This window comes from Planctomycetota bacterium (genome assembly GCA_016207825.1).
Classification (GTDB): Bacteria; Planctomycetota; MHYJ01; order JACQXL01; family JACQZI01; genus JACQZI01.
Genome location: JACQZI010000010.1, coordinates 104,439 through 122,853 on the forward strand (window position 1 = coordinate 104,439; position 18,415 = coordinate 122,853).

Genomic DNA, 18,415 nt, shown 5'->3' on the forward strand with positions numbered 1-18,415 from the left:
ATTTTTATCTGTCTATTTCGGGGACAACGAGATCAAGGCTTCCAAACGCCACAATCAAATCGGAAATCATTCCTCCGGTGCTTATTTCCGGCAAGACCCAAAGGTGGGCAAACGAAGGTGTTCGTATTTTCAGGCGATAAGGGCTTTTCCCGCCGTCGCTTATAAGGTAAAATCCCAGTTCGCCACGTGGATTCTCAAAACGGCAATATACTTCGCCGGGAGGAGCCTTGAATAGACGCGGCACCTTAGTAAGGTAATCACCTTCCGGAATTTTATCCAAGCATTGGCGTATTATTTTCACACTCTCTTCCATTTCACGCATGCGGATAATATAACGGTTCCAGGTATCGCCTACCATACCCTTTTCTCCTGAACTGACCGGTATATCAAAATCAATTTCCGGATAAATGCTATAAGGCTCGTTCTTCCGCAAGTCCCATTTGACGCCGGATGCTCTTAAGTTAGGACCGGTAACGCTGTATTTAACTGCCGTCTCTGGCGGCAACACCGCTACATTAGCCGTACGTTTTATAAATATTTCATTATATGATAAAAGCTCGTTATATTCTTTTATCTTGGGTTCGAAGTAATCACAAAACGCCCGCGCCTTTTCCATGAACCCTTTTGGCAAATCATCCGCCACCCCGCCGATGCGGAAATAGTTGTATGTAAGGCGCTGGCCGCAGGTCATATCGAAAAGGTCAACGATATATTCCCTTTCGCGGAACGCATAAACGATCGGCGTCCAGGCGCCTGATTCCAATCCGGCCGTCCCGAAAAACACCAAGTGACTGGCAATCCTATTAAGCTCAGCCATTATCACCCGGATATACTCGGCGCGCTTGGGGATTTCTATTCCGGCAAGTTTTTCCACGGTGGCTGCATAGGCAAAATTGCAGTTCATCGACGCCAGGTAATCTATCCTATCTGTATACGGCATGAACTGGTGGTAATTCAACCTCTCGGCAATCTTTTCCATACCGCGGTGGAGATAACCGATAACCGGGGTTATTTCGCTGACGATTTCACCTTCGGATTTTACGATAAGCCTCAAAACCCCGTGCATGCTCGGATGCTGTGGGCCGAAATTAATTACCAGTTCTTCCCCGACGAAAGTCGAAACGGCTCTGCTGAGCTCGCTGAAACCTTCACTTTGCTTCGCTGTTTCTGATTCAGGCATAATTATCCCTATTTACAATCCGATGAGTACCGGGACTCCTCCCTGCTGCGTTAATCCCGTGATAAAACGCCGGGAATTTATAATCTTTCCTTAGGGGATATCCTTCCCAATCATCCGGCATAAGAAGCCTTTCCAAATTAGGATGTCCGTAAAAAATTATACCAAAAAGATCGAATGTTTCTCTTTCATACGAAACAGCCCCCGGCCAGACATTTGATACGGTTGGCACCGAAGGATTTTCCCTATCCGTGTTTACTTTTATAACTGTTTTATGCAATTTCTTGGTGGAAAACAGGTGATAAGCCACACTGAATCGATCCGGATAATCAACCCCGCTCAGGCACACGAGGCTATCCATCAGCAATTGCCCATCATCCTTCAGGAAAGTGGTAATTTCAGGCAGGCTTTTCGCATCAACAACGATAAAAGCGTCTTTAGGAGGCTCATTATAAGCCAAAACCTTCCCGTTAAACTTTGCTTTGAGCAAATCGTATATTTCTTTTGTATTCATTGTGTTATGGTGTAGGACTATAGTCCTAACCACTGAAAATCACATTAAAGTTATTCATGTAACGATTTTCTTGCTTTCGCTATAGTTTTCCTCTTGATTACCTGCTGTAATTTTATTAATCCTTCCAAAAGGCTATCCGGCCTGGGAGGGCAACCCGGTATATACACATCCACCGGAACAATTAAATCCACTCCTTGCACCACTGAATATGTATTCTTGCTAATAAAGGGTCCACCGCTACAAGCACAGGTCCCCATGGCGATCACATATTTCGGCTCGGCCATCTGGTCATAGACAAGTTTTAACCGTTCCGCCATCTTATATGTAAGCGTCCCTGAAACTATCATCAAATCCGCTTGGCGCGGAGACGGCCTGAAAGCCTCAGCCCCGAAACGGGCGATATCAAACCGGCTCATCCCGGTTGCCATCATTTCTATAGCACAGCATGCTAGACCAAATGTCACCGGCCAGAGTGAATTACGCCTGCCCCAGTTGATGAAATAATCCGCGCTGGTAACGATAAAATTCTTTTCAAACCTGTTTTCTATTAACCCCATAACTAATCACTGCTATCTTTATTATCCGGCTTTACCCAATCAAGATCGCCATGATACCAGAGATATGCCAATCCGATAAGCAACATCAAAACAAAGACAAACATTTCGATAAAGCCAACCCAACCGAGTAATTTATAAACGACCGCCCAAGGGAAAAGAACGGCGATTTCCACCGCACATATGATGTATATGAGCGCGATGACGTAAAATCTTATATTGAACTGGACCATGACCGGGCCAAGTATGTGTTCACCGCATTCGTAGGTGGATGATTTATTCTGGTTCGGTTTGCGTGGACTGACTATCCACACGAAAACAAGGGTAAAAAAAACGAAACCAATCCCCATAAGGATAAAGACCAGGATGTTAGCAAAATCAAAAAGCACGCTACTTTCCCCCGTCTAAAACAATATTTGATTTTCTAATTGCCGTGACTAATCTATAAACATAGCTTTATCTATTCAAGAAAATAGTATATAAAATTCCGGCAATCAACAAAATTCTTGACACCTTCCATTCAAACTAATATAGTTACGCATTAAACAAAATAATTCCGATAATACTATATAATAATTATGCCTACTTACCAATACGAATGTAAAAAATGCGGACATAGCTTTGAACAGTTCCAGTTAATCAAAGCCGCAACTCTGGAAAAATGCCCGAAATGCGGCTTCAAAGGACTGAAAAGGCTGATTGGTTCGGGCGGCGCCCTTATATTCAAAGGCTCCGGATTTTATATCAACGATTATTGCCGTCCCAAAAGCCAGGGCGCTAAAGCGAAAACACGCTTAAAATCTTCTGAGAATTCTACTAAAAAAGATAGACAAACAAATAATAAAGATTACAATAGTAGCCATAATAAAAAATAATATTACGCCTTCTGGCGAGGAAAGGAGAAAACTATGCGAGAACTACGCGGAGACTGGAGAGATATCTTTAACGGCTTCTCCGTTGCGCTTGACCTGAAAAAATTATTGCTGGGTTTTATCGGGATCGCGCTCACCTGGATAATCGCCGTGGCAGGCCCCTTCTACATGGCCACCATAAAAAACCCGTCGCTTTTGAATGATTTCAAAATGGGCTCTTACGGTTATGCCTGCAAGTTATTCTTTACGGCCTGGCAGACCCTTTCGACAATCGCGCTCTGGAAACTGCTTGTCGCCGTTGCCGCAGTATACCTGATGCTCTTAATCGTATGGGCGTTTTTCGGTGGAGCCATCACACGGATCGCCGCAATCAACCTGGCTAAAGATGAAGGATTGGAACTGGGGAAATCACTTTCTTTCACTACTAAAAAATACGTATCGTTCCTGATGCCTATCATCATCAGCTTCCTGGGATTTCTTTTCTTCTTCTTCTGGAATTTCCTGGGCGGCTTGGTCGGCCGGATTCCTTTTGTCGGCGAAATACTCGTCATGGTCTTTTTACCGCTGGCCATACTTTCAGGATTCATCATGGTATTCATCATTATCGGATTCCTTTTCAGCGCCCATATGTTCTACCCGACCATCGGCGTTGAGGGAAGCGATAGTTTTGATGCCATCTCCAGAAGTTTTTCCTACCTGTACTCCAGGCCATGGCATTATATCTGGTACCAGCTTGTAGCGCTTGTCTACGGAGCTGTCACCACCGCTTTCGTCTGGCTCTTCGGGTATTTCATGATTATCATATCATTATGGGCAGGAGCCGTCGGAATGGGCGCAAAATTCACCGTCATCATGAACAGCATCGGAATCGGCGGGAAATTAGGAGCCCTTAACTGTCCCCTCAGCCATTTCGGGATTTCATTGCCGGTTGCTTGGCTGCCGGATGCTCAAATGAGCACTATCCCGACCACTTACCACATCGCTGCATTTATCCTGATGGTCTGGCTGGTGCTAGTCGTCGGATTTATCCTGGCTTATTCAGTTTCATATTTTTTCTCATCTCAAACCATTATTTATCTCTTGATGCGCAAGAAAGTGGATGAAATCGATGTAAAAGAAGTGTGGGATGAAGAAGAGGAAACCAATGAACTTCCCGCTCCGGAAACAAAACCGGAAGAGAAAAAAGAAGAACCCAAACCTGAGGAGAAAAAATAATGGCATGGATTTGCGCAATATGCGGCAAGAAATCTTCGGTCGGTAATGTTATCACCCGGCGCGGTCTCGCCAAGAAAAAAGGCGGCGTCGGTAAAAAGACCACCGGTATAACCAAAAGGAAATTCCGCCCGAATTTGCAGAGAATCAGGATAATCCTTGACGGTAAAGCCGTCCGGGCAAAAGTCTGCACTGGTTGCATTAAAAAGGGCAAGATAGTAAAACCGGCTTAAGATAGATATTCCGCATATCCATCTTGCAGGTCCATCTGTCCGGGGCTGTCTGGCAGATATATCGTATGCCAAATCATATCCTGTTAATCAATCCGTGGATACACGATTTCTCCGCCTATGATTTATGGCTAAAGCCATTGGGACTGCTTTATATCGGCTCTGCTCTGAAGCGTCATGGGTACAAAATAAGCCTCATAGATTGCCTGGATACACATCTTGAAGAAAAACCATACGGCTGCGGAGAATTTCCGCGCGCTGAAATACCTAAACCGGTTGTCTATAAAAATATTTCCAGGAAATATAAGCGCTACGGCATTACTCCTGAAGAATTCTCCGCAAGGCTCATGTCTCTGGAACAGCCTGCTCTTATCTGCATAACTTCCATCATGACCTATTGGTATCCGGGATTGTTCGAAACTATCCAAAATATCAGGAACGTATTTCCCAAAACGCCCATCGCCCTGGGAGGGATTTACGCGACGCTCTGTTATGAACATGCCGTTAAATATTCCGGCGCTGATTACGTCATTAAAGGCCCGGGAGAACAAACTGTTTTGGAAATAGCGGCTGAATTAACAGGCAAGCCAAATACAACCACTCCGCCAACAGATGATAAACTCCCCTATCCAGCGTATCATTTATATTCAACAAGGCTTAAGTCTATTTCCATGATTACATCACGGGGATGCCCTTTTAAGTGCACCTATTGCGCATCAGGATTGCTCTATCAGGGATTCCATCAGCATAAACCAGAAAAAGTAATACATGAAATAGAATATTATACGATAGGCCTCGGTGTTAAAGACATCGCCTTTTACGATGATGCGCTTCTGATTAATCCGGAAAGGCATATCGAACCGATACTTAACCTGATTATCGCACGGGGCATTAATAAGAAAGTCCGTTTCCACACACCGAACGGATTACATATAAAATATATCACCGAACCGCTCGCCAAAAAACTATATCAGGCGGGGTTTAAAACCATACGCCTCGGTTTCGAAAGCAGCCAGTCACGCTGGCAGGAAAAATCAAGCTATAAAACGACTAACGATGAATTCCGGCAAGCCTTAAGCAACCTGAAAAAAGCCGGATATTCTTCTGATGATATCGGGGTATATGTCATGGTCGGCATGCCCGGCCAAACGCTCAAAGAGATAAACGAGAGCATAGATTTCGTCCACGGCTGCGGCGGACACGTAAAAATAGCCCAGTATACGCCCATCCCAGGGACAAAAGACTTTGAACTGGCTGTTACCGAATACGGGGTTAATCCTAATGAACCTCTGCTTCACAATAAAAGCATCTATCCTTTGAAGCCGCAAAATATATCGTTTAAAGATATGGAATCAATCAAAGACCGGGTAAAACAATTCACACCCTCCTCTATATAGCCAAAATTCCTTGACGAAACAGGCTTTTTAAGGTAAGTTCGTCTCTTTCTGCCGCCCTCGGCTTTATGTCGTGGGCGAGCCTCGCCTCGAAATTATGTCGGGGCGGGATAACCGACACGGGGGCGTAGCTCAAATGGTTAGAGTATCCCGACAGCCGGTCGGGAATATTGGGTAGTTTGAATTCCCTATGTTTTAGCGCAAGGAACAATAAAACATAGGATTAATTATAAGTAATGCCGACACGGGGGCGTAGCTCAAATGGTTAGAGTACCAGACTGTCGATCTGGATGTTGGGGGTTCGAATCCCCTCGCCCTCGCCATTTTCCTTATTTATTGTATAAACCCTGAATGATTCCACTTCTAGCGTATTAAGATTATGAACCCTTTATCCGTTAACTTCGCAGGTCTTAACCTGATAAACCCGTTTCTCCTGGCTTCGGGTCCGGCAACCCGTGATAAAGATTCTATCCGCTCGGCATTCAAAGCTGGCTGGGCAGGTGCGGTAACCAAGACCATTTCCCTAAAACCGCCTGTAAGCCCGACCCCGCGTTTATACCTCTTTGAATCTATTGACAGCCTTATCAATATAGAACTAATCTCGGAATTTACCCATCGCCAGTGGGCTAACTGGATAAAACTCATAAAGAAGGAATTTCCCAAGCAAGCGCTTATTGCCAGTATCATGGGTTCCGTTGAAATGACAGAATGGCAAACCCTGGCGAAAGAGATGGAGAAATCCGGTGCCGACGCCTTGGAACTGAATGTCTCCTGCCCGCACGGGATGCCGGAAAAGGCTATGGGTAGCCTTATCGGTCAGGATAAAACGCTCGTTGCCGAAATAGTCATGTCGGTCAAGGAATGCGTAAAGATTCCGGTCATCGTCAAACTTACTCCTAATGTAACCGACCTCGCAGAAATCGCCCGTTCCTGCGAGATATCCGGCGCGGATGCCCTTTCCGGAATAAACACGGTCAAGGCATTTACCGGAATTGATATCAACACTTTCTCGCCTAAGCTTTCTGTTTACGGGAAATCAGCCTTTGGCGGTTACGGAGGCAAAGCCATTAAACCCATCGCCCTGCGCTGCACAGCGGAAATGGCCCTCTCCACCAAGCTCCCGGTCAGTGCCATCGGCGGGATTTCAACATGGGAAGACGCGGTTGAGTTCATGCTCATCGGCGCTTCCTGCATACAGGTTTGCACCGCCGCCATCGCTTACGGGATTAACATCATAGAAGATTTGAAGGACGGATTAAGCAGCTATCTCAAGAAGCACAAATTCAAATCCATCCGCGACATCATCGGCAAATCAAAGGATAAAATAGTCAGGTTTTCCGAGCTTACCCTGCACCCCAAGCAGGTTTCTGTTATCAATAAATCCAAATGTATTGCCAATTGCCACCAGTGCTATATCGTCTGCCGCGCCGCCGGATTCAACGCCATTACCCTGGACAACGCCCAAAAACCATTTGTCAATATTTCCTTGTGTAAAGGCTGCGGATTGTGTATAAGTGTATGTCACTTTAACGCAATCAGGATAACGCCATGCAAGCGAAAATAATCGGCGGGACAGTCGTTACCTCTGAAAAAGCCTTCCGGGCGGATATTGCCATAGACAAAGGCAAGATAAAGAAAATCGCCCCGGCCATCACCGAAGAAGCGCTGGAAGTAATCGATGCCACGGACCAGTTTATCCTGCCCGGCGGAATAGACGCCCATACGCACTTTGATATGCCTTTCGGCGGGACGGTTACCTCGGACGATTTCTTCACCGGAACGGTCGCCGCGGCCTGCGGCGGCACGACCTCCATCATAGATTTCGCCATACAGGAAAAAGGCAAATCGCTCAAAGACGCACTGGATACTTGGCACCAGAAAGCGGATAATAAAAGCGTGGTGGATTACGGATTCCATATCGCCATCACAGATTTAAACGAAGATACCTGGGATGAACTTCATACGCTTACCACACAGGGCATCTCCTCCATCAAAGTATTCCTGGCGTATAAAAACTCCCTGATGATTAATGACGAAACTGTCTTTAAACTCCTGCAGGAATCAAACAGGCTGGGATTGCTTGTCATGGCGCACTGCGAAAACGGAGATGTCATAGATGTCCTGTCCAAACAGCTTCTGGAACAAGGCAAAACACTGCCGATTTACCACGCGCTGTCACGCCCGGCTGAACTGGAAGACGAGGCAACCAACCGCGCAATCAAGCTGGCCGCGGTCGCCAATGCGCCGCTTTATATCGTGCATTTATCGTCACAGGGAGCGCTGGAAAGCGTCCGACAGGCGCATCTCAATAAACAGCCGGTATACGCGGAGACCTGCCCCCATTACCTGGTGCTTTCCATGGACCAATATAGCAAGCCCGCCTTTGAAGGCGCTAAATACGTGATGTCTCCGCCATTGCGCGGTAAACACCACCAGGCTGCCCTCTGGAAAGGGCTGGCGGAAAAGACATTAAGCACCATCGGTTCAGACCACTGTGCCTTTAACATGAAAGAGCAAAAGGAATTAGGCAAGGACGATTTCTCGAAAATCCCCAACGGCATCCCCGGAGTGGAAACAAGAATTCCTCTCCTTTACAGCGAAGGAGTCACTAAAAACAAGATTAACTTAAACCAGCTGGTGGATATCACCTCAACAATGCCGGCAAAACTCTTCGGCTTATATCCGGCTAAAGGCGAAATCGCCGAGGGAAGCGATGCGGATATCGTAATCATTAATCCTAAAAAGCGGATAGAGCTTACCGTCAATAAACTCCACCAGAATGTTGATTATTGTCCCTATGAAGGAATGACACTAAAGGGAATGATTTATTACGTACTTTTAAGGGGACAAACTATCGTGCGCAAAGGCAGTTTCCTCGGGACCAAAGGCATGGGAGAATTTCTTAAACGAAGGGTTTTTAAACTTTAACACACCCCTGTCCCCCGACGTTACGTCGGGAGACATCCCCTCTTATTAGAGGGGAATTAAAACTCCCCTCTTGAGAGGGGGTAGGGGGTGTGTGATTTTGTTATAGACTATTAAAATATGTTTACAGGAATAATACAAACTATCGGCAAAGTCGCCAATATCAGGAAGACAAAAAGCGACTCCCAGATTGCCATTAACCTGAAAGCCCTATCACGCAAAGTGGCTTTGGGCGATAGCGTCGCTATTAATGGCGTTTGCCTGACCGCCACCAGGAAAACCGGAGAGACCGTATTGTTTGACGCGGTCAAGGAAACCATTTCACACACCAATCTCGGAAAGCTAAAAAGAGGCAACCCGGTAAATATAGAGCTTGCCATCAGGGCAGGAGAGCCGTTCGGAGGACATTTTGTCCAGGGACATGTGGACGGAATAGGCACGATTTCCCGCAAATATAAAGAAGGCAATGGATTTGTTATTGAGATAAAGACCACTCCTCAAATAACAGGACAGATGATAGAAAAAGGCTCGGTGGCGATAGACGGCATTAGTCTCACCATTACCGGAATCGGGAAAGACCGGTTTACCATCGCGATTATTCCGCATACATTAAAGCACACAACCCTGCTCGGGAAACGAATCGGGGAAACGGTCAACCTGGAAACAGATATGCTGGGCAAGTGGCTGAAGAAACTTCTGGACCCCAAGTCCGTGAAAAGCTCTCTAAACCCCATCCCCAGAGAAATCCTCAAACAACTGCTTTAATATTTAACAGGGACTCTTAAGAGACTCTAACGAGACAAAGATTTCAGTCTCTTAAAAATCTCGTCCAAGTCCCTGTTAATAATTTTCCCTAAAATCTCATTTCCCAGTTGACAAAAGCCCTAATATCAGTTATACTTGTAATGTCCACTGAAAATAGAAAGGAGCGCGTATGATGAAAGACTTCCGTGTTGCCCAGGAGTTCTTTGAACTGACCAAAAACTACTGGATAATGACCACTGAGATGCTCATATCATTCCAGGAACAAAACGAAAAGATGTGGAAAACATTGGTGGAACAAGGCTGCGTTAAACACGATGAAGCCAGAGAAATGATGGAAAAATGGTTGACTTGGACCAAGGAGCAAAGGGAGCAGTTTAATAAATTAATGGAAGAAAACTGGAAAAAAGCCGAGAATCTGTTTAATAATAAGAAGAAATAAGACACGGAATTCAAGATATTCAACAGGGACTTGGACGAGACTTGTAACCTAAAAACATAATTTTGTATTCGTGGAATTCGCTCTATTCGTGAAATTCGTGTTTAATCTCCAGCGGTCTTTGAAAATTTATACCGGATAGGGCTATACGGATAGTCTACTGTAACTATCATGGAGCCTCTCCGCAGCTATCATAGAGCCCCTCCGCAGCTACCATGGAGTCTGGGTGCGGCTATGATGAGGTCTCACCACGGCTATCATTGAGCCTGACCACAGCTATCATGGAGCATAGGCGTAGCTATGATGCAGTCTCTCCGCAGCTACCATGGAGTCTCTCCATGGCTATAATAGAGTCTGGGCGTAGCTATGATGGAGTCTGGGCGCGGCTATCATGGAGTCCCTCCGCGGCTATCATGGAGTCTCGCCATGGCTATAGATGTATGGCACTAAGGGAGGGGACGTATGGGACTGGGGTAGTACCACCCCTGATAACGATTCTGAAAAGAATAATAGGCTTTTTTGAGAGTAATTCTCAATATACCGATGATTCGGGCATGTATCAATATATCCCTTTAATGATGGGAAACAAGCTAATTATATGAACCGAGTTGACAAATTATCTAAATTGAGTTGACAAAAACCATTTTCACCACAAAGACGCAGAGCTCACAAAGAGGAAAAACATATGATTTTCTTTGTGTTCTTTGTGCCCTTTGTGGTAAAGAAACAGTTAATGTATGGTAAGAAAACACAAGTTCGCTGAAATTGACCAGAGCGCCATGGGCAGTTTGAGCGCCTATATGAAGAAGATGGCACTGGAAGGAAACATCCGCGCCCGCACACGCGCCCAGGCAGTTTATTTCTCCTATAAATACCTGACCGTTGCCCAGATTGCACAACAAATGAACCGCTCCCCCAACACGGTCTATATGTGGCTGAGAAAATACCGGGAAAAAGGACTTGCCGGTATTATGGATAAAACTCCGCCGACCAAATTAGCCCCGGCGCAGGTGGATGAGATGATGAAGGCAAGCGGCTGGGATAAGGCGCACAAAGACGGCAGGACATACCAGCGCGCCTGGCCATTGCGCAAGATTGCCCAATGGATAAAAGACAGATGGAATATCAAACTCTCCCATGAGGGCGTCAGAAAGATTCTCAAACGAACAAAATAAATGAGGTCATAGATTACACAGATATAGGATTTATTATTGGATTCCTCTGCCCCCTCTGAGTCCCTGCCTCGCCGGCAGGCGGGTCGGTGGGAATTATTTAATTTAGAATCCTCTCCACTATCTCCCCCACTGCCTTCATAAACGGTGAGGTGTCGGCGAGGGCTGATATGGGTTTTCCTTCCAGTTCCAGCTTCTGTAATTCCTTTTCCACCGGCACCAAGCCGATAAGTTCCAATTCAATTCCCTTAACATAAGACTCTAAAAACTCTTTAGACTCCCTAGGCTCTTCAGACTTATTTAATATCAGATATTTCTTCTTAATCCTAAGAAACGTCAGTTTATCAATAAGCTCCTTGATATTCTTCGTCGTGCGCAGTCCTATCCTTGTCGGGTCGCTTACCAGAAGTAATGCGTCAATATCCTGGGTGGTCTTCCTGTTAAGGTGTTCCATCCCGGCTTCGTTATCCAAAACGACATAGGGATAACTTTCCGCCAGTTCCGTAATATAGCCCCGGAGCATATTATTTGCCATGCAATAGCAATCAGGTCCTTCCGGCCTGCCCATGACCAGCAAATCCACTCCTTTTGATTCGACAAGCGTGCGCTGAATCTGGAATTCTAGGTGCGCCGGCTTGGAAACACCCTCAGGCAGATTTCTTAATCCCTTGGTTTCTTCTATAATATCCGCGACGGCACAGGAACATTTAATGCCGAGCCAGTCGCCGAGGGTAGAGTTCGGGTCTGCATCCACGGCGAGGATAGGCCTTTTGCCCTTCCGGCGCATGGATTCGATAATCGCCGCGGCGACGGTTGTTTTGCCCATCCCGCCTTTGCCGGCAACAGCTATTGTAAACATATAAGCCTAAGAGACTAAAAGACTAAGAGTCTAAGAGTTAGAAAACCCTATTTTAGAAATCAGAGAATTAAGCATCTTTCTTATTTCATCAAGCAGTTCAAATCGGCATTTAACTGTCTTTTCATCTAACCACTTCAATCTTAAAACCTTTTCATACCAATCAACACTTTCAGCAGCAGAACCTTTTGCGACACCCAGATGATAAGAATATTCTTTTTTGCCTCTTCTTCCAAAACCTTCAGCGATATTAGCGCTGACAGAACCAACCGCCCTAAGTAATTGGTCCTGGATGACAAAACCGGCTCTTGTCTTGGGAAAGCTCTCTACATCTTTAACAGTTAATATAAATAAATCTATTGCCTTTTGCCAGACTATTAAATCCCTAAAACTTTCTATCGCCATGCTTTTAGCCTCCTAGCCTCTTAGTCTCTTAGCCTCTTAGACTCTGAAACAGCTTAATATCCGTGTGCGGCAGGAACATCGCCGAGATAAACTCCTCATGGAAAATATTGTCGCCGCTTAAATCGACATAAGCCATTTTATCAGCCAGTTCCTCGGCCTTTTCCATACAACTCTTATCCAAGAGAATCATCGAAGCGCCCGCAACCGAGCCGTTCCCGATATACTTGAATTTACTGCGCGTGATATCAGGAAGCATCCCGATGGCAATGCTCTTTTCGATGTCCAGGTGGCTCCCGAAAGCGCCGGCAATATAAAACCTTTTGATATCTTTAAATGTAAGATTCATCTTATTAAGAAGCGTCCGCGCACCCGCATAAACTGCCGCCTTAGAGCGTATGATATTATCTATATCCGGCTGGGTTATCACGATATCGCGCCCGGAGAGCGAATCTTTTGCGGGCACGACGACATATTCCGTCCCTTCATCGCCTTTGCGGATAAACGGCGACTTTATATCAGTGGAGATTTTGCCTGCCTTGTTTATAATCCGCGCCTTCAGCATCTCCGAAATAAGCTCAATCAGGCCTGAGCCGCAAATGCCTTTGGGTTTCCCTTTGCCGATAGTTCTGACTAAAGCTTTGCAACCGGATTTATTTATGGAAACGTCATCAATTGCGCCTTTGACGGCGCGGGTGCCGGATTTGATGCCGCTTCCTTCGAATGCCGGGCCGACTGAACAGGCAACCGATGCCAGCCATTCTTTATTGCCCAAAACCATCTCCCCGTTTGTGCCCATATCCACGTATAAGGCAAGCTCATCTTTTTCCGCCATGCCGCAAGCGACCAGTCCCGCAATAACATCCCCGCCGACATAACTGGAAACATTCGGAACACATGATAACAGCCCTTTCGGATTTATCTTTATGCCAAGCTCCGAGGCGCGGATTGGCTCCACGCGTTTTGACTTGGGCAAATAAGGCTCACGGCGCAGGTATCCGGGATCCTGCTTCATTAATAGATGTATCATCGTGGTATTTCCCGCAACCGTGATTGATTTAATATCATCCGGCTTAATCTTGCTTTCGAAAGCCAGCGCGGTGATTAGATTATTGATATTTCCAATAACCGCCTGGTGGAGTTTCTCCATCCCGCCTTTTTCTCCGGCAAAGATGATGCGGGTGATGATATCATCCCCGTAAGTAATCTGGCGGTTGAAAGCGCCCATGGCACCGAGCGTCTTACCGCTAGATTGGTTTATCAAATAAGCCACCACCGTCGTTGTTCCGATATCCACAGCAAGCCCGTAATCCCCTTTTACGGATGATTTTTGGCAGGATGTCTTCCTGAAAGCCTTGCCTTTAAGAAGCACCTCGCCTTCTTCAGCGCGCGATTCGGGCGGAATCTCTACAACGATGTCTTCAATAACATTACTATAGCAGGCAAGGACGACACCTTCCTTTATTTCTTGAGGAGTAAGAAGCCCGGTCGGTTCAGTCTTAACCTTTCCCGATTTTATAATCACCCGGCACTTGCCGCAAACAACATCTCCCCCGCAGACACCGGTGATATATATGCCTGACTTTTGAGCCGTTTCCAGGATTGTGGAACCGGCTTGGGCAATAACGGTTTTGTTATCAGGGAGAAAGGTTATCTTATAAGTTTTCATTCAATTTAACAACAGGATTAAACGGATTTAACAGATAATGTTCAGTTTATATCAATTATTTCAGGCAGGGTCAATATAAACCTGTTTCACAGGGAAAGCGGGGAGTTTTCGAGCGGCTTGAAGTCCTTGAGATTAAGCACTATTTCGGTCTGGTTATTCCAGAAATTAACTTCAGGCGTATAGACAATCTGGAAAGGCTTGTCGGTAAGTTTTAGGAGTTCCTGCTGGCGCTCGCTCATCCAATAGGCGATGACGCGGACAGAGTTCTTGCCGGAAGAAGCATCAAAATCCCTGACCACAAAGGCGCAGTGGTCATCGTTATTGCCGCACAGGCGCGGCTGGCCGGCAATCCGGACATTGCGGGATAAAAGCACCGGTTCACGATTCCCCTCTCCGAATGGTGCCATCTGTTGGATTAGCTGAACGGTATTCATGGAGAGCTCTTCCAGGTTAACTTCGGCATCGATATCGATAGAGGGAACCAGGTCTTCGGGCGTAAGATTTTCCCGCGCGTAGATATTGATATCATTCCTAAGCACGCCGATATTTTCCGCTTTTATTTCCATGCCGGCGGCGTAGGCATGTCCGCCAAGCGAATCCAGTAATGTGGAACATGTCTGCAAGGCATTATATAAATGAAAGGAATCAATTGACCGGGCAGAGCCTTTTGCCTTTTCGCCTTTCAGGGCTAAGAGGATGACCGGCCGGTGGAATTCATCAGCCAGCTTGGAAGCCACAATCCCTATGACGCCCTCGTGCCAGTCTTTATCCGCCAGGACGATGACATATTCCTTTTCCAAATCTATTTCTTCCGCGATTTTTATCCGGGCTGATTCAATAATCTTTTTCTCAATGCGCTGGCGCTGCTGGTTGGATTTCTCCAGCTCGTCAGCCAGCTCAAGCGCGCGCTCTTTGGAATCCGTCATCAATAATTCCGCGGCGGCCAGAGCGGTTCCCAAGCGGCCGCTGGCATTCAGGCGCGGACCGATGCGGAAACTGATATCGCGCGGAGAAAACAAGTTACGCTTAATGCGGCTTTTTTCTATGAGCGCATCCAGCCAGGGAATGGAAAGGCTTTTTAGGAGCGGCACCCCGTAAGCGGTCAGTATCCGGTTCTCGCTGCTTAACGGAACGACATCGGTAATCGTGCCGACCACGACCAGGGCAATGCTTTCAGCCAGGAATTTCTGGAAGTAGCCTGAGCGCTTTTTATCGTTAGACAGGCGCTGGGTAAAAGCCCAGAGCAGCTTAAACGCCACGCCGACCCCGGAAAGCTCCTTAAACGCGCCCGGGCTTATCTTGGGATTGATAATAACAAACGCCTCGGGCAAAATAAGGCTGCCTGATTTATCGCGCAAGGGCTCGTGATGGTCGGTAATAATAATATCCAGACCAAGCGTTTTGGCATAAGTAACTTCTTCCAAGCCGGTGATGCCGCAATCAACCGTGATAATAAGCTTGGCTCCGCCTTTAGCAAGTTTTTCCAGGGCTTTCTGATTAAGGCTGTAACCTTCCTCAAGGCGATGGGGGATATAGAAATCCACCTCGACCCCGATAAATTTGAACATATTCTTCAGGAGCACGGTTGCGGTGATTCCATCCGTATCGTAATCGCCGTAAATGACGATTTTTTCTTTATCTTTTAACGCCCTATCAATGCGCTCGAGCGCTTTGGTCACGCCGACAATCTCGTTAGGGTCCTGCAAATCATTAAGGCTGGGCTTAAAGAAAGCGCGGGCGCCTTCGGCATCCGTCACCTTGCGGTTGATTAAAAGCTGTGCGACAACCGGAGGGATTCCCAATGCGGCTGTTAAAGTTGCCTGGATGGATTCATCCGCAGGCAGCAAATTCCAATTCATACCAAGCCTTTAGGGTAATTGTAGCAATCTTAATCTAAGTAGGTTAAGTGCGGTAGCGGCCGAGCGCTCCTGAATCATAATGCGCGGGCCGAAAAACCGGTAATGCAATACGCGGTCTGCGGTGCTTCTGGCTCCGGAGTTTATGGCGATATAAACCAGCCCGACCGGTTTTTCCGGCGTGCCGCCATCCGGCCCGGCAATGCCGGTAACTCCAACCCCTAAATTGGATTTAGTCAGGCGTGCGATATTGCGCGCCATCAAGGAAGCCACTTCTTCCGAAACAGCGCCGTAACGGTTAATAATCCGTCTGGGAATAGCCAAGCGGTTTATCTTACTTTCGTTGCTGTAACAAACCATGCCTTCCTTAAACACTTTAGAAACGCCGGAAATCTTGGTCAGCTTGTGGCTCAACAAGCCGCCGGTGCAGGATTCGGCAACCGAAAGCGAACGCCTGCGGTCAATCAGCATCCGGGCAACAACGCCTTCAAGGGTATCTTCATCAATCCCGAAAATCACCTTGCCCAAAACGCCTTTAGTCATGCTGACTGCGCGGTTAAGAAGTTTGGCGGATGCCTCATAAGAGGCAGAACTCTTCACCGGTTTTGAGATAAAAAGGCGCAATGATATCACCCCATTATTCGCCGCGGTCATGCTCGGAACAATCTCTTCCGGCAATTCCAGATTATTAATATGTTCCTGAAGATGAGATTCGGAAATACCAAAGAGTAAAAACTTGTCGGAAAGCAATGTCCTGGCTTTCGGGGAATAAAACGATAATATCCTCGTAAGGTTACGCCGGCACATATCTTTTAATTCCAGAGGCACGCCGGGCAGCGCAATGATTATTTTACCTTTCATTTTGAGCCAGAAACCCGGGGCGGTGCCGACGCAGTTGGGTATCACGCTGGCGCCATCCGGTATTTTAGCCTGTATACGGTTAATCGGCGGAACGGGTATTTTAAGCTTATCAAAAAATGAAGTAACTGTCTTATAAGCAAGCGCGTTAAAGCACAGTTCGCGCTTGGTGGCAAGCGAAACGGCAAAACGGGTCAGGTCGTCGGAAGTGGGGCCTAAGCCGCCTGTAACGATGATTAAATCCGCCCGCTTCAAAGCCGTATGCAATGCGGAAATCAGATGGTCAAGGTTATCCGGCACAGTCGTATGAAAAACCGGTTCATAGCCGATTTCCACCAACCGGTTGGAAAGATAAGCCAAATTGATGTTGGTAATTTCGTCAAAGAACAACTCGGTGCCGGTATTGATTATTTCTGCTTTCATCGGGCTTTCCTTTCTACAACCGATACATTACCTTTGTATAATTTAAGTTTTACCACGCCGTTCATCGGCTGCTGGACATGCTCAAAAAACTGAGCCAGTCCTTTCCTGAGCGCGCTGAACCACAAGCCGTTGTAAACCAACTCGCCGTATTTTTGGGAAAGCGCGGTTTTGAAATGCATAAGTTCCTTGTATAATATCAGCTCTTCCAGCGCCCGGTGCGCGGCATATAAAACAGTGGCGGACGGCTCTTCATGGATTTCGTAAGATTTTTCCCCCGTGATTTTATTTTCTATCATCTCTGTCCGGCCGACAGCATTGCGGCCGGCTATTTTATTAAGCAGGTTAATCATATCCAAAAGCTCGATATTATCGCCATCCAGCGTAACCGGCTCACCGTTGGCAAAACCTATTTCAACCAGCGTGGGTTTATCCGGCGTTTCCGGCAAAGGAGTGGTGATAATATATGTATCTCGCGGAGATTCATGGGCCGAATCCTTAACCGCCTGCAACTGGATATTAACACCCCAAATATTTTCCTCGATATTATAAAACGTATGCCTGACATGGTCGGCAGGAAGTTTGTTTTTCTTGGCATAATCCAGGTCTTCCGCCACGGTTTTTAAGTCTAGTTCTTTCATGGGGGTTAATATTTCGACATCCGGCGCCAGGGCAAAAATAGATTTATTAAACCTTATATGCTCATTGCCGATGGACCGCGCACCGTGCGCGATGACGGAACAATTTTCCTCCTCGGCAACCCGGACGAGTTCCTCGGCTATCAACGGGCGGCTAAGCGCGGAAGAAAGAAAATATCTTGATTCATAGGTGGCATCCGCCTTGATTAAAGGCAGGATAAACTCTTTGGCAAACCGGTTGCGCACATCGCAGATATGGACCGTTGCCGCACCGATACCCAGTGCCTTCTCCCCTTTTGGTTCCAGGTGATATCCCTGCCCCACCTGCGCTAGGACGGGAATAACCTCATATCCCCTTTCCTGCAGCCAGTGGATGCAAATCACCGTATCAATCCCGCCGGAATACGCTAAAACAACCTTCTTACTCATCGCATTTACCTTTTAATTAAATCTTGTATATCATAA

General features: G+C 46.6%; 19 protein-coding genes and 1 tRNA gene. 10 read left to right on the top strand and 10 right to left on the bottom strand.

The features are described 5' to 3' along the window. Positions 1-4: 4 nt before the first annotated feature. From HY811_05255 to HY811_05270, 4 genes are read right to left on the bottom strand one after another with little or no spacing between them, the layout of a single operon-like run. Positions 5-1,180, bottom strand: coding sequence for an NADH-quinone oxidoreductase subunit D (locus tag HY811_05255; protein ID MBI4834207.1), 1,176 nt, complete (start codon positions 1,178-1,180; stop codon positions 5-7). Then, positions 1,173-1,691 carry an NADH-quinone oxidoreductase subunit C gene (locus HY811_05260; protein MBI4834208.1) on the bottom strand — a complete coding sequence of 173 codons (519 nt, stop codon included), beginning with the start codon at positions 1,689-1,691 and terminating at the stop codon, positions 1,173-1,175. The genes HY811_05255 and HY811_05260 overlap by 8 nt, the downstream gene beginning before the upstream one ends. A 50-nt stretch (positions 1,692-1,741) precedes the next feature. Then, a complete protein-coding gene (gene nuoB / locus HY811_05265) occupies positions 1,742-2,248 on the bottom strand; it encodes an NADH-quinone oxidoreductase subunit NuoB (protein ID MBI4834209.1) in 507 nt (168 codons plus the stop codon). A 2-nt stretch (positions 2,249-2,250) separates the two neighbouring features. Further along, entirely contained in the window at positions 2,251-2,595 is a 345-nt protein-coding gene (locus HY811_05270; GenBank protein MBI4834210.1) for an NADH-quinone oxidoreductase subunit A, read from the bottom strand. Positions 2,596-2,823: 228 nt separating this feature from the next. On the opposite strand from HY811_05270, the gene HY811_05275 reads away from it, so the two are divergent. The 10 genes from HY811_05275 to HY811_05320 all read left to right on the top strand — a co-directional run bounded on the left by HY811_05275 (position 2,824) and on the right by HY811_05320 (position 11,254). Further along, complete coding sequence (locus HY811_05275) at positions 2,824-3,120, top strand: zinc ribbon domain-containing protein (GenBank protein ID MBI4834211.1); 297 nt, start codon at positions 2,824-2,826, stop codon at positions 3,118-3,120. 33 nt (positions 3,121-3,153) lie between these two features. Beyond that, positions 3,154-4,332: a hypothetical protein gene (locus HY811_05280; GenBank protein MBI4834212.1), complete on the top strand. Its 1,179-nt coding sequence runs from the start codon at positions 3,154-3,156 to the stop codon at positions 4,330-4,332. Next, complete coding sequence (gene rpmB / locus HY811_05285) at positions 4,332-4,562, top strand: 50S ribosomal protein L28 (protein MBI4834213.1); 231 nt, start codon at positions 4,332-4,334, stop codon at positions 4,560-4,562. Before HY811_05280 ends, rpmB begins: the two co-directional genes overlap by 1 nt. 65 nt (positions 4,563-4,627) lie before the next feature. Next, entirely contained in the window at positions 4,628-5,956 is a 1,329-nt protein-coding gene (locus HY811_05290; protein MBI4834214.1) for a B12-binding domain-containing radical SAM protein, read from the top strand. A 243-nt stretch (positions 5,957-6,199) separates the two neighbouring features. Beyond that, a tRNA-Asp gene (locus HY811_05295) sits at positions 6,200-6,276 on the top strand. Positions 6,277-6,332: 56 nt separating this feature from the next. Continuing rightward, positions 6,333-7,517, top strand: coding sequence for an NAD-dependent dihydropyrimidine dehydrogenase subunit PreA (gene preA, locus HY811_05300; GenBank protein MBI4834215.1), 1,185 nt, complete (start codon positions 6,333-6,335; stop codon positions 7,515-7,517). After that, the gene (gene hydA, locus HY811_05305) at positions 7,502-8,881 is read left to right on the top strand and encodes a dihydropyrimidinase (GenBank protein MBI4834216.1); all 1,380 of its coding nucleotides are present in this window, start codon (positions 7,502-7,504) and stop codon (positions 8,879-8,881) included. The genes preA and hydA overlap by 16 nt, the downstream gene beginning before the upstream one ends. Positions 8,882-8,998: 117 nt before the next feature. Then, positions 8,999-9,643, top strand: a complete 645-nt coding sequence (locus HY811_05310) for a riboflavin synthase (protein ID MBI4834217.1) — start codon at positions 8,999-9,001, stop codon at positions 9,641-9,643. A gap of 169 nt (positions 9,644-9,812) precedes the next feature. Further along, positions 9,813-10,082, top strand: coding sequence for a hypothetical protein (locus HY811_05315; GenBank protein MBI4834218.1), 270 nt, complete (start codon positions 9,813-9,815; stop codon positions 10,080-10,082). 734 nt (positions 10,083-10,816) lie between these two features. Then, entirely contained in the window at positions 10,817-11,254 is a 438-nt protein-coding gene (locus HY811_05320) for a helix-turn-helix domain-containing protein (protein MBI4834219.1), read from the top strand. 97 nt (positions 11,255-11,351) lie between these two features. Here the strand turns inward: HY811_05320 and HY811_05325 are convergent, their stop codons facing one another. From HY811_05325 to HY811_05350, 6 genes are all read right to left on the bottom strand, one after another. Further along, positions 11,352-12,110 (bottom strand): AAA family ATPase, encoded by a 759-nt coding sequence (locus HY811_05325; GenBank protein MBI4834220.1) that lies wholly within the window; start codon positions 12,108-12,110, stop codon positions 11,352-11,354. Positions 12,111-12,140: 30 nt separating this feature from the next. Then, positions 12,141-12,512, bottom strand: a complete 372-nt coding sequence (locus HY811_05330) for a four helix bundle protein (GenBank protein ID MBI4834221.1) — start codon at positions 12,510-12,512, stop codon at positions 12,141-12,143. Positions 12,513-12,540: 28 nt separating this feature from the next. Beyond that, positions 12,541-14,178: a DUF4445 domain-containing protein gene (locus HY811_05335; GenBank protein MBI4834222.1), complete on the bottom strand. Its 1,638-nt coding sequence runs from the start codon at positions 14,176-14,178 to the stop codon at positions 12,541-12,543. A gap of 86 nt (positions 14,179-14,264) precedes the next feature. Beyond that, positions 14,265-16,037: a single-stranded-DNA-specific exonuclease RecJ gene (gene recJ, locus HY811_05340; GenBank protein MBI4834223.1), complete on the bottom strand. Its 1,773-nt coding sequence runs from the start codon at positions 16,035-16,037 to the stop codon at positions 14,265-14,267. Between the two features lie 9 nt (positions 16,038-16,046). Then, complete coding sequence (locus HY811_05345) at positions 16,047-17,315, bottom strand: competence/damage-inducible protein A (protein MBI4834224.1); 1,269 nt, start codon at positions 17,313-17,315, stop codon at positions 16,047-16,049. Next, positions 17,312-18,379 carry an argininosuccinate synthase gene (locus tag HY811_05350; protein ID MBI4834225.1) on the bottom strand — a complete coding sequence of 356 codons (1,068 nt, stop codon included), beginning with the start codon at positions 18,377-18,379 and terminating at the stop codon, positions 17,312-17,314. Before HY811_05350 ends, HY811_05345 begins: the two co-directional genes overlap by 4 nt. Between the last annotated feature and the right edge of the window lie 36 nt (positions 18,380-18,415).

Coding starts and splice junctions, on each gene's coding strand:
- HY811_05255 (MBI4834207.1), bottom strand. CDS start 1,180: ATGCCTGAATCAGAAACAGCGAAGCAAAGTGAAGGTTTCAGCGAGCTC.
- HY811_05260 (MBI4834208.1), bottom strand. CDS start 1,691: ATGAATACAAAAGAAATATACGATTTGCTCAAAGCAAAGTTTAACGGG.
- nuoB (MBI4834209.1), bottom strand. CDS start 2,248: ATGGGGTTAATAGAAAACAGGTTTGAAAAGAATTTTATCGTTACCAGC.
- HY811_05270 (MBI4834210.1), bottom strand. CDS start 2,595: ATGGGGATTGGTTTCGTTTTTTTTACCCTTGTTTTCGTGTGGATAGTC.
- HY811_05275 (MBI4834211.1), top strand. CDS start 2,824: ATGCCTACTTACCAATACGAATGTAAAAAATGCGGACATAGCTTTGAA.
- HY811_05280 (MBI4834212.1), top strand. CDS start 3,154: ATGCGAGAACTACGCGGAGACTGGAGAGATATCTTTAACGGCTTCTCC.
- rpmB (MBI4834213.1), top strand. CDS start 4,332: ATGGCATGGATTTGCGCAATATGCGGCAAGAAATCTTCGGTCGGTAAT.
- HY811_05290 (MBI4834214.1), top strand. CDS start 4,628: ATGCCAAATCATATCCTGTTAATCAATCCGTGGATACACGATTTCTCC.
- preA (MBI4834215.1), top strand. CDS start 6,333: ATGAACCCTTTATCCGTTAACTTCGCAGGTCTTAACCTGATAAACCCG.
- hydA (MBI4834216.1), top strand. CDS start 7,502: ATGCAAGCGAAAATAATCGGCGGGACAGTCGTTACCTCTGAAAAAGCC.
- HY811_05310 (MBI4834217.1), top strand. CDS start 8,999: ATGTTTACAGGAATAATACAAACTATCGGCAAAGTCGCCAATATCAGG.
- HY811_05315 (MBI4834218.1), top strand. CDS start 9,813: ATGATGAAAGACTTCCGTGTTGCCCAGGAGTTCTTTGAACTGACCAAA.
- HY811_05320 (MBI4834219.1), top strand. CDS start 10,817: ATGGTAAGAAAACACAAGTTCGCTGAAATTGACCAGAGCGCCATGGGC.
- HY811_05325 (MBI4834220.1), bottom strand. CDS start 12,110: ATGTTTACAATAGCTGTTGCCGGCAAAGGCGGGATGGGCAAAACAACC.
- HY811_05330 (MBI4834221.1), bottom strand. CDS start 12,512: ATGGCGATAGAAAGTTTTAGGGATTTAATAGTCTGGCAAAAGGCAATA.
- HY811_05335 (MBI4834222.1), bottom strand. CDS start 14,178: ATGAAAACTTATAAGATAACCTTTCTCCCTGATAACAAAACCGTTATT.
- recJ (MBI4834223.1), bottom strand. CDS start 16,037: ATGAATTGGAATTTGCTGCCTGCGGATGAATCCATCCAGGCAACTTTA.
- HY811_05345 (MBI4834224.1), bottom strand. CDS start 17,315: ATGAAAGCAGAAATAATCAATACCGGCACCGAGTTGTTCTTTGACGAA.
- HY811_05350 (MBI4834225.1), bottom strand. CDS start 18,379: ATGAGTAAGAAGGTTGTTTTAGCGTATTCCGGCGGGATTGATACGGTG.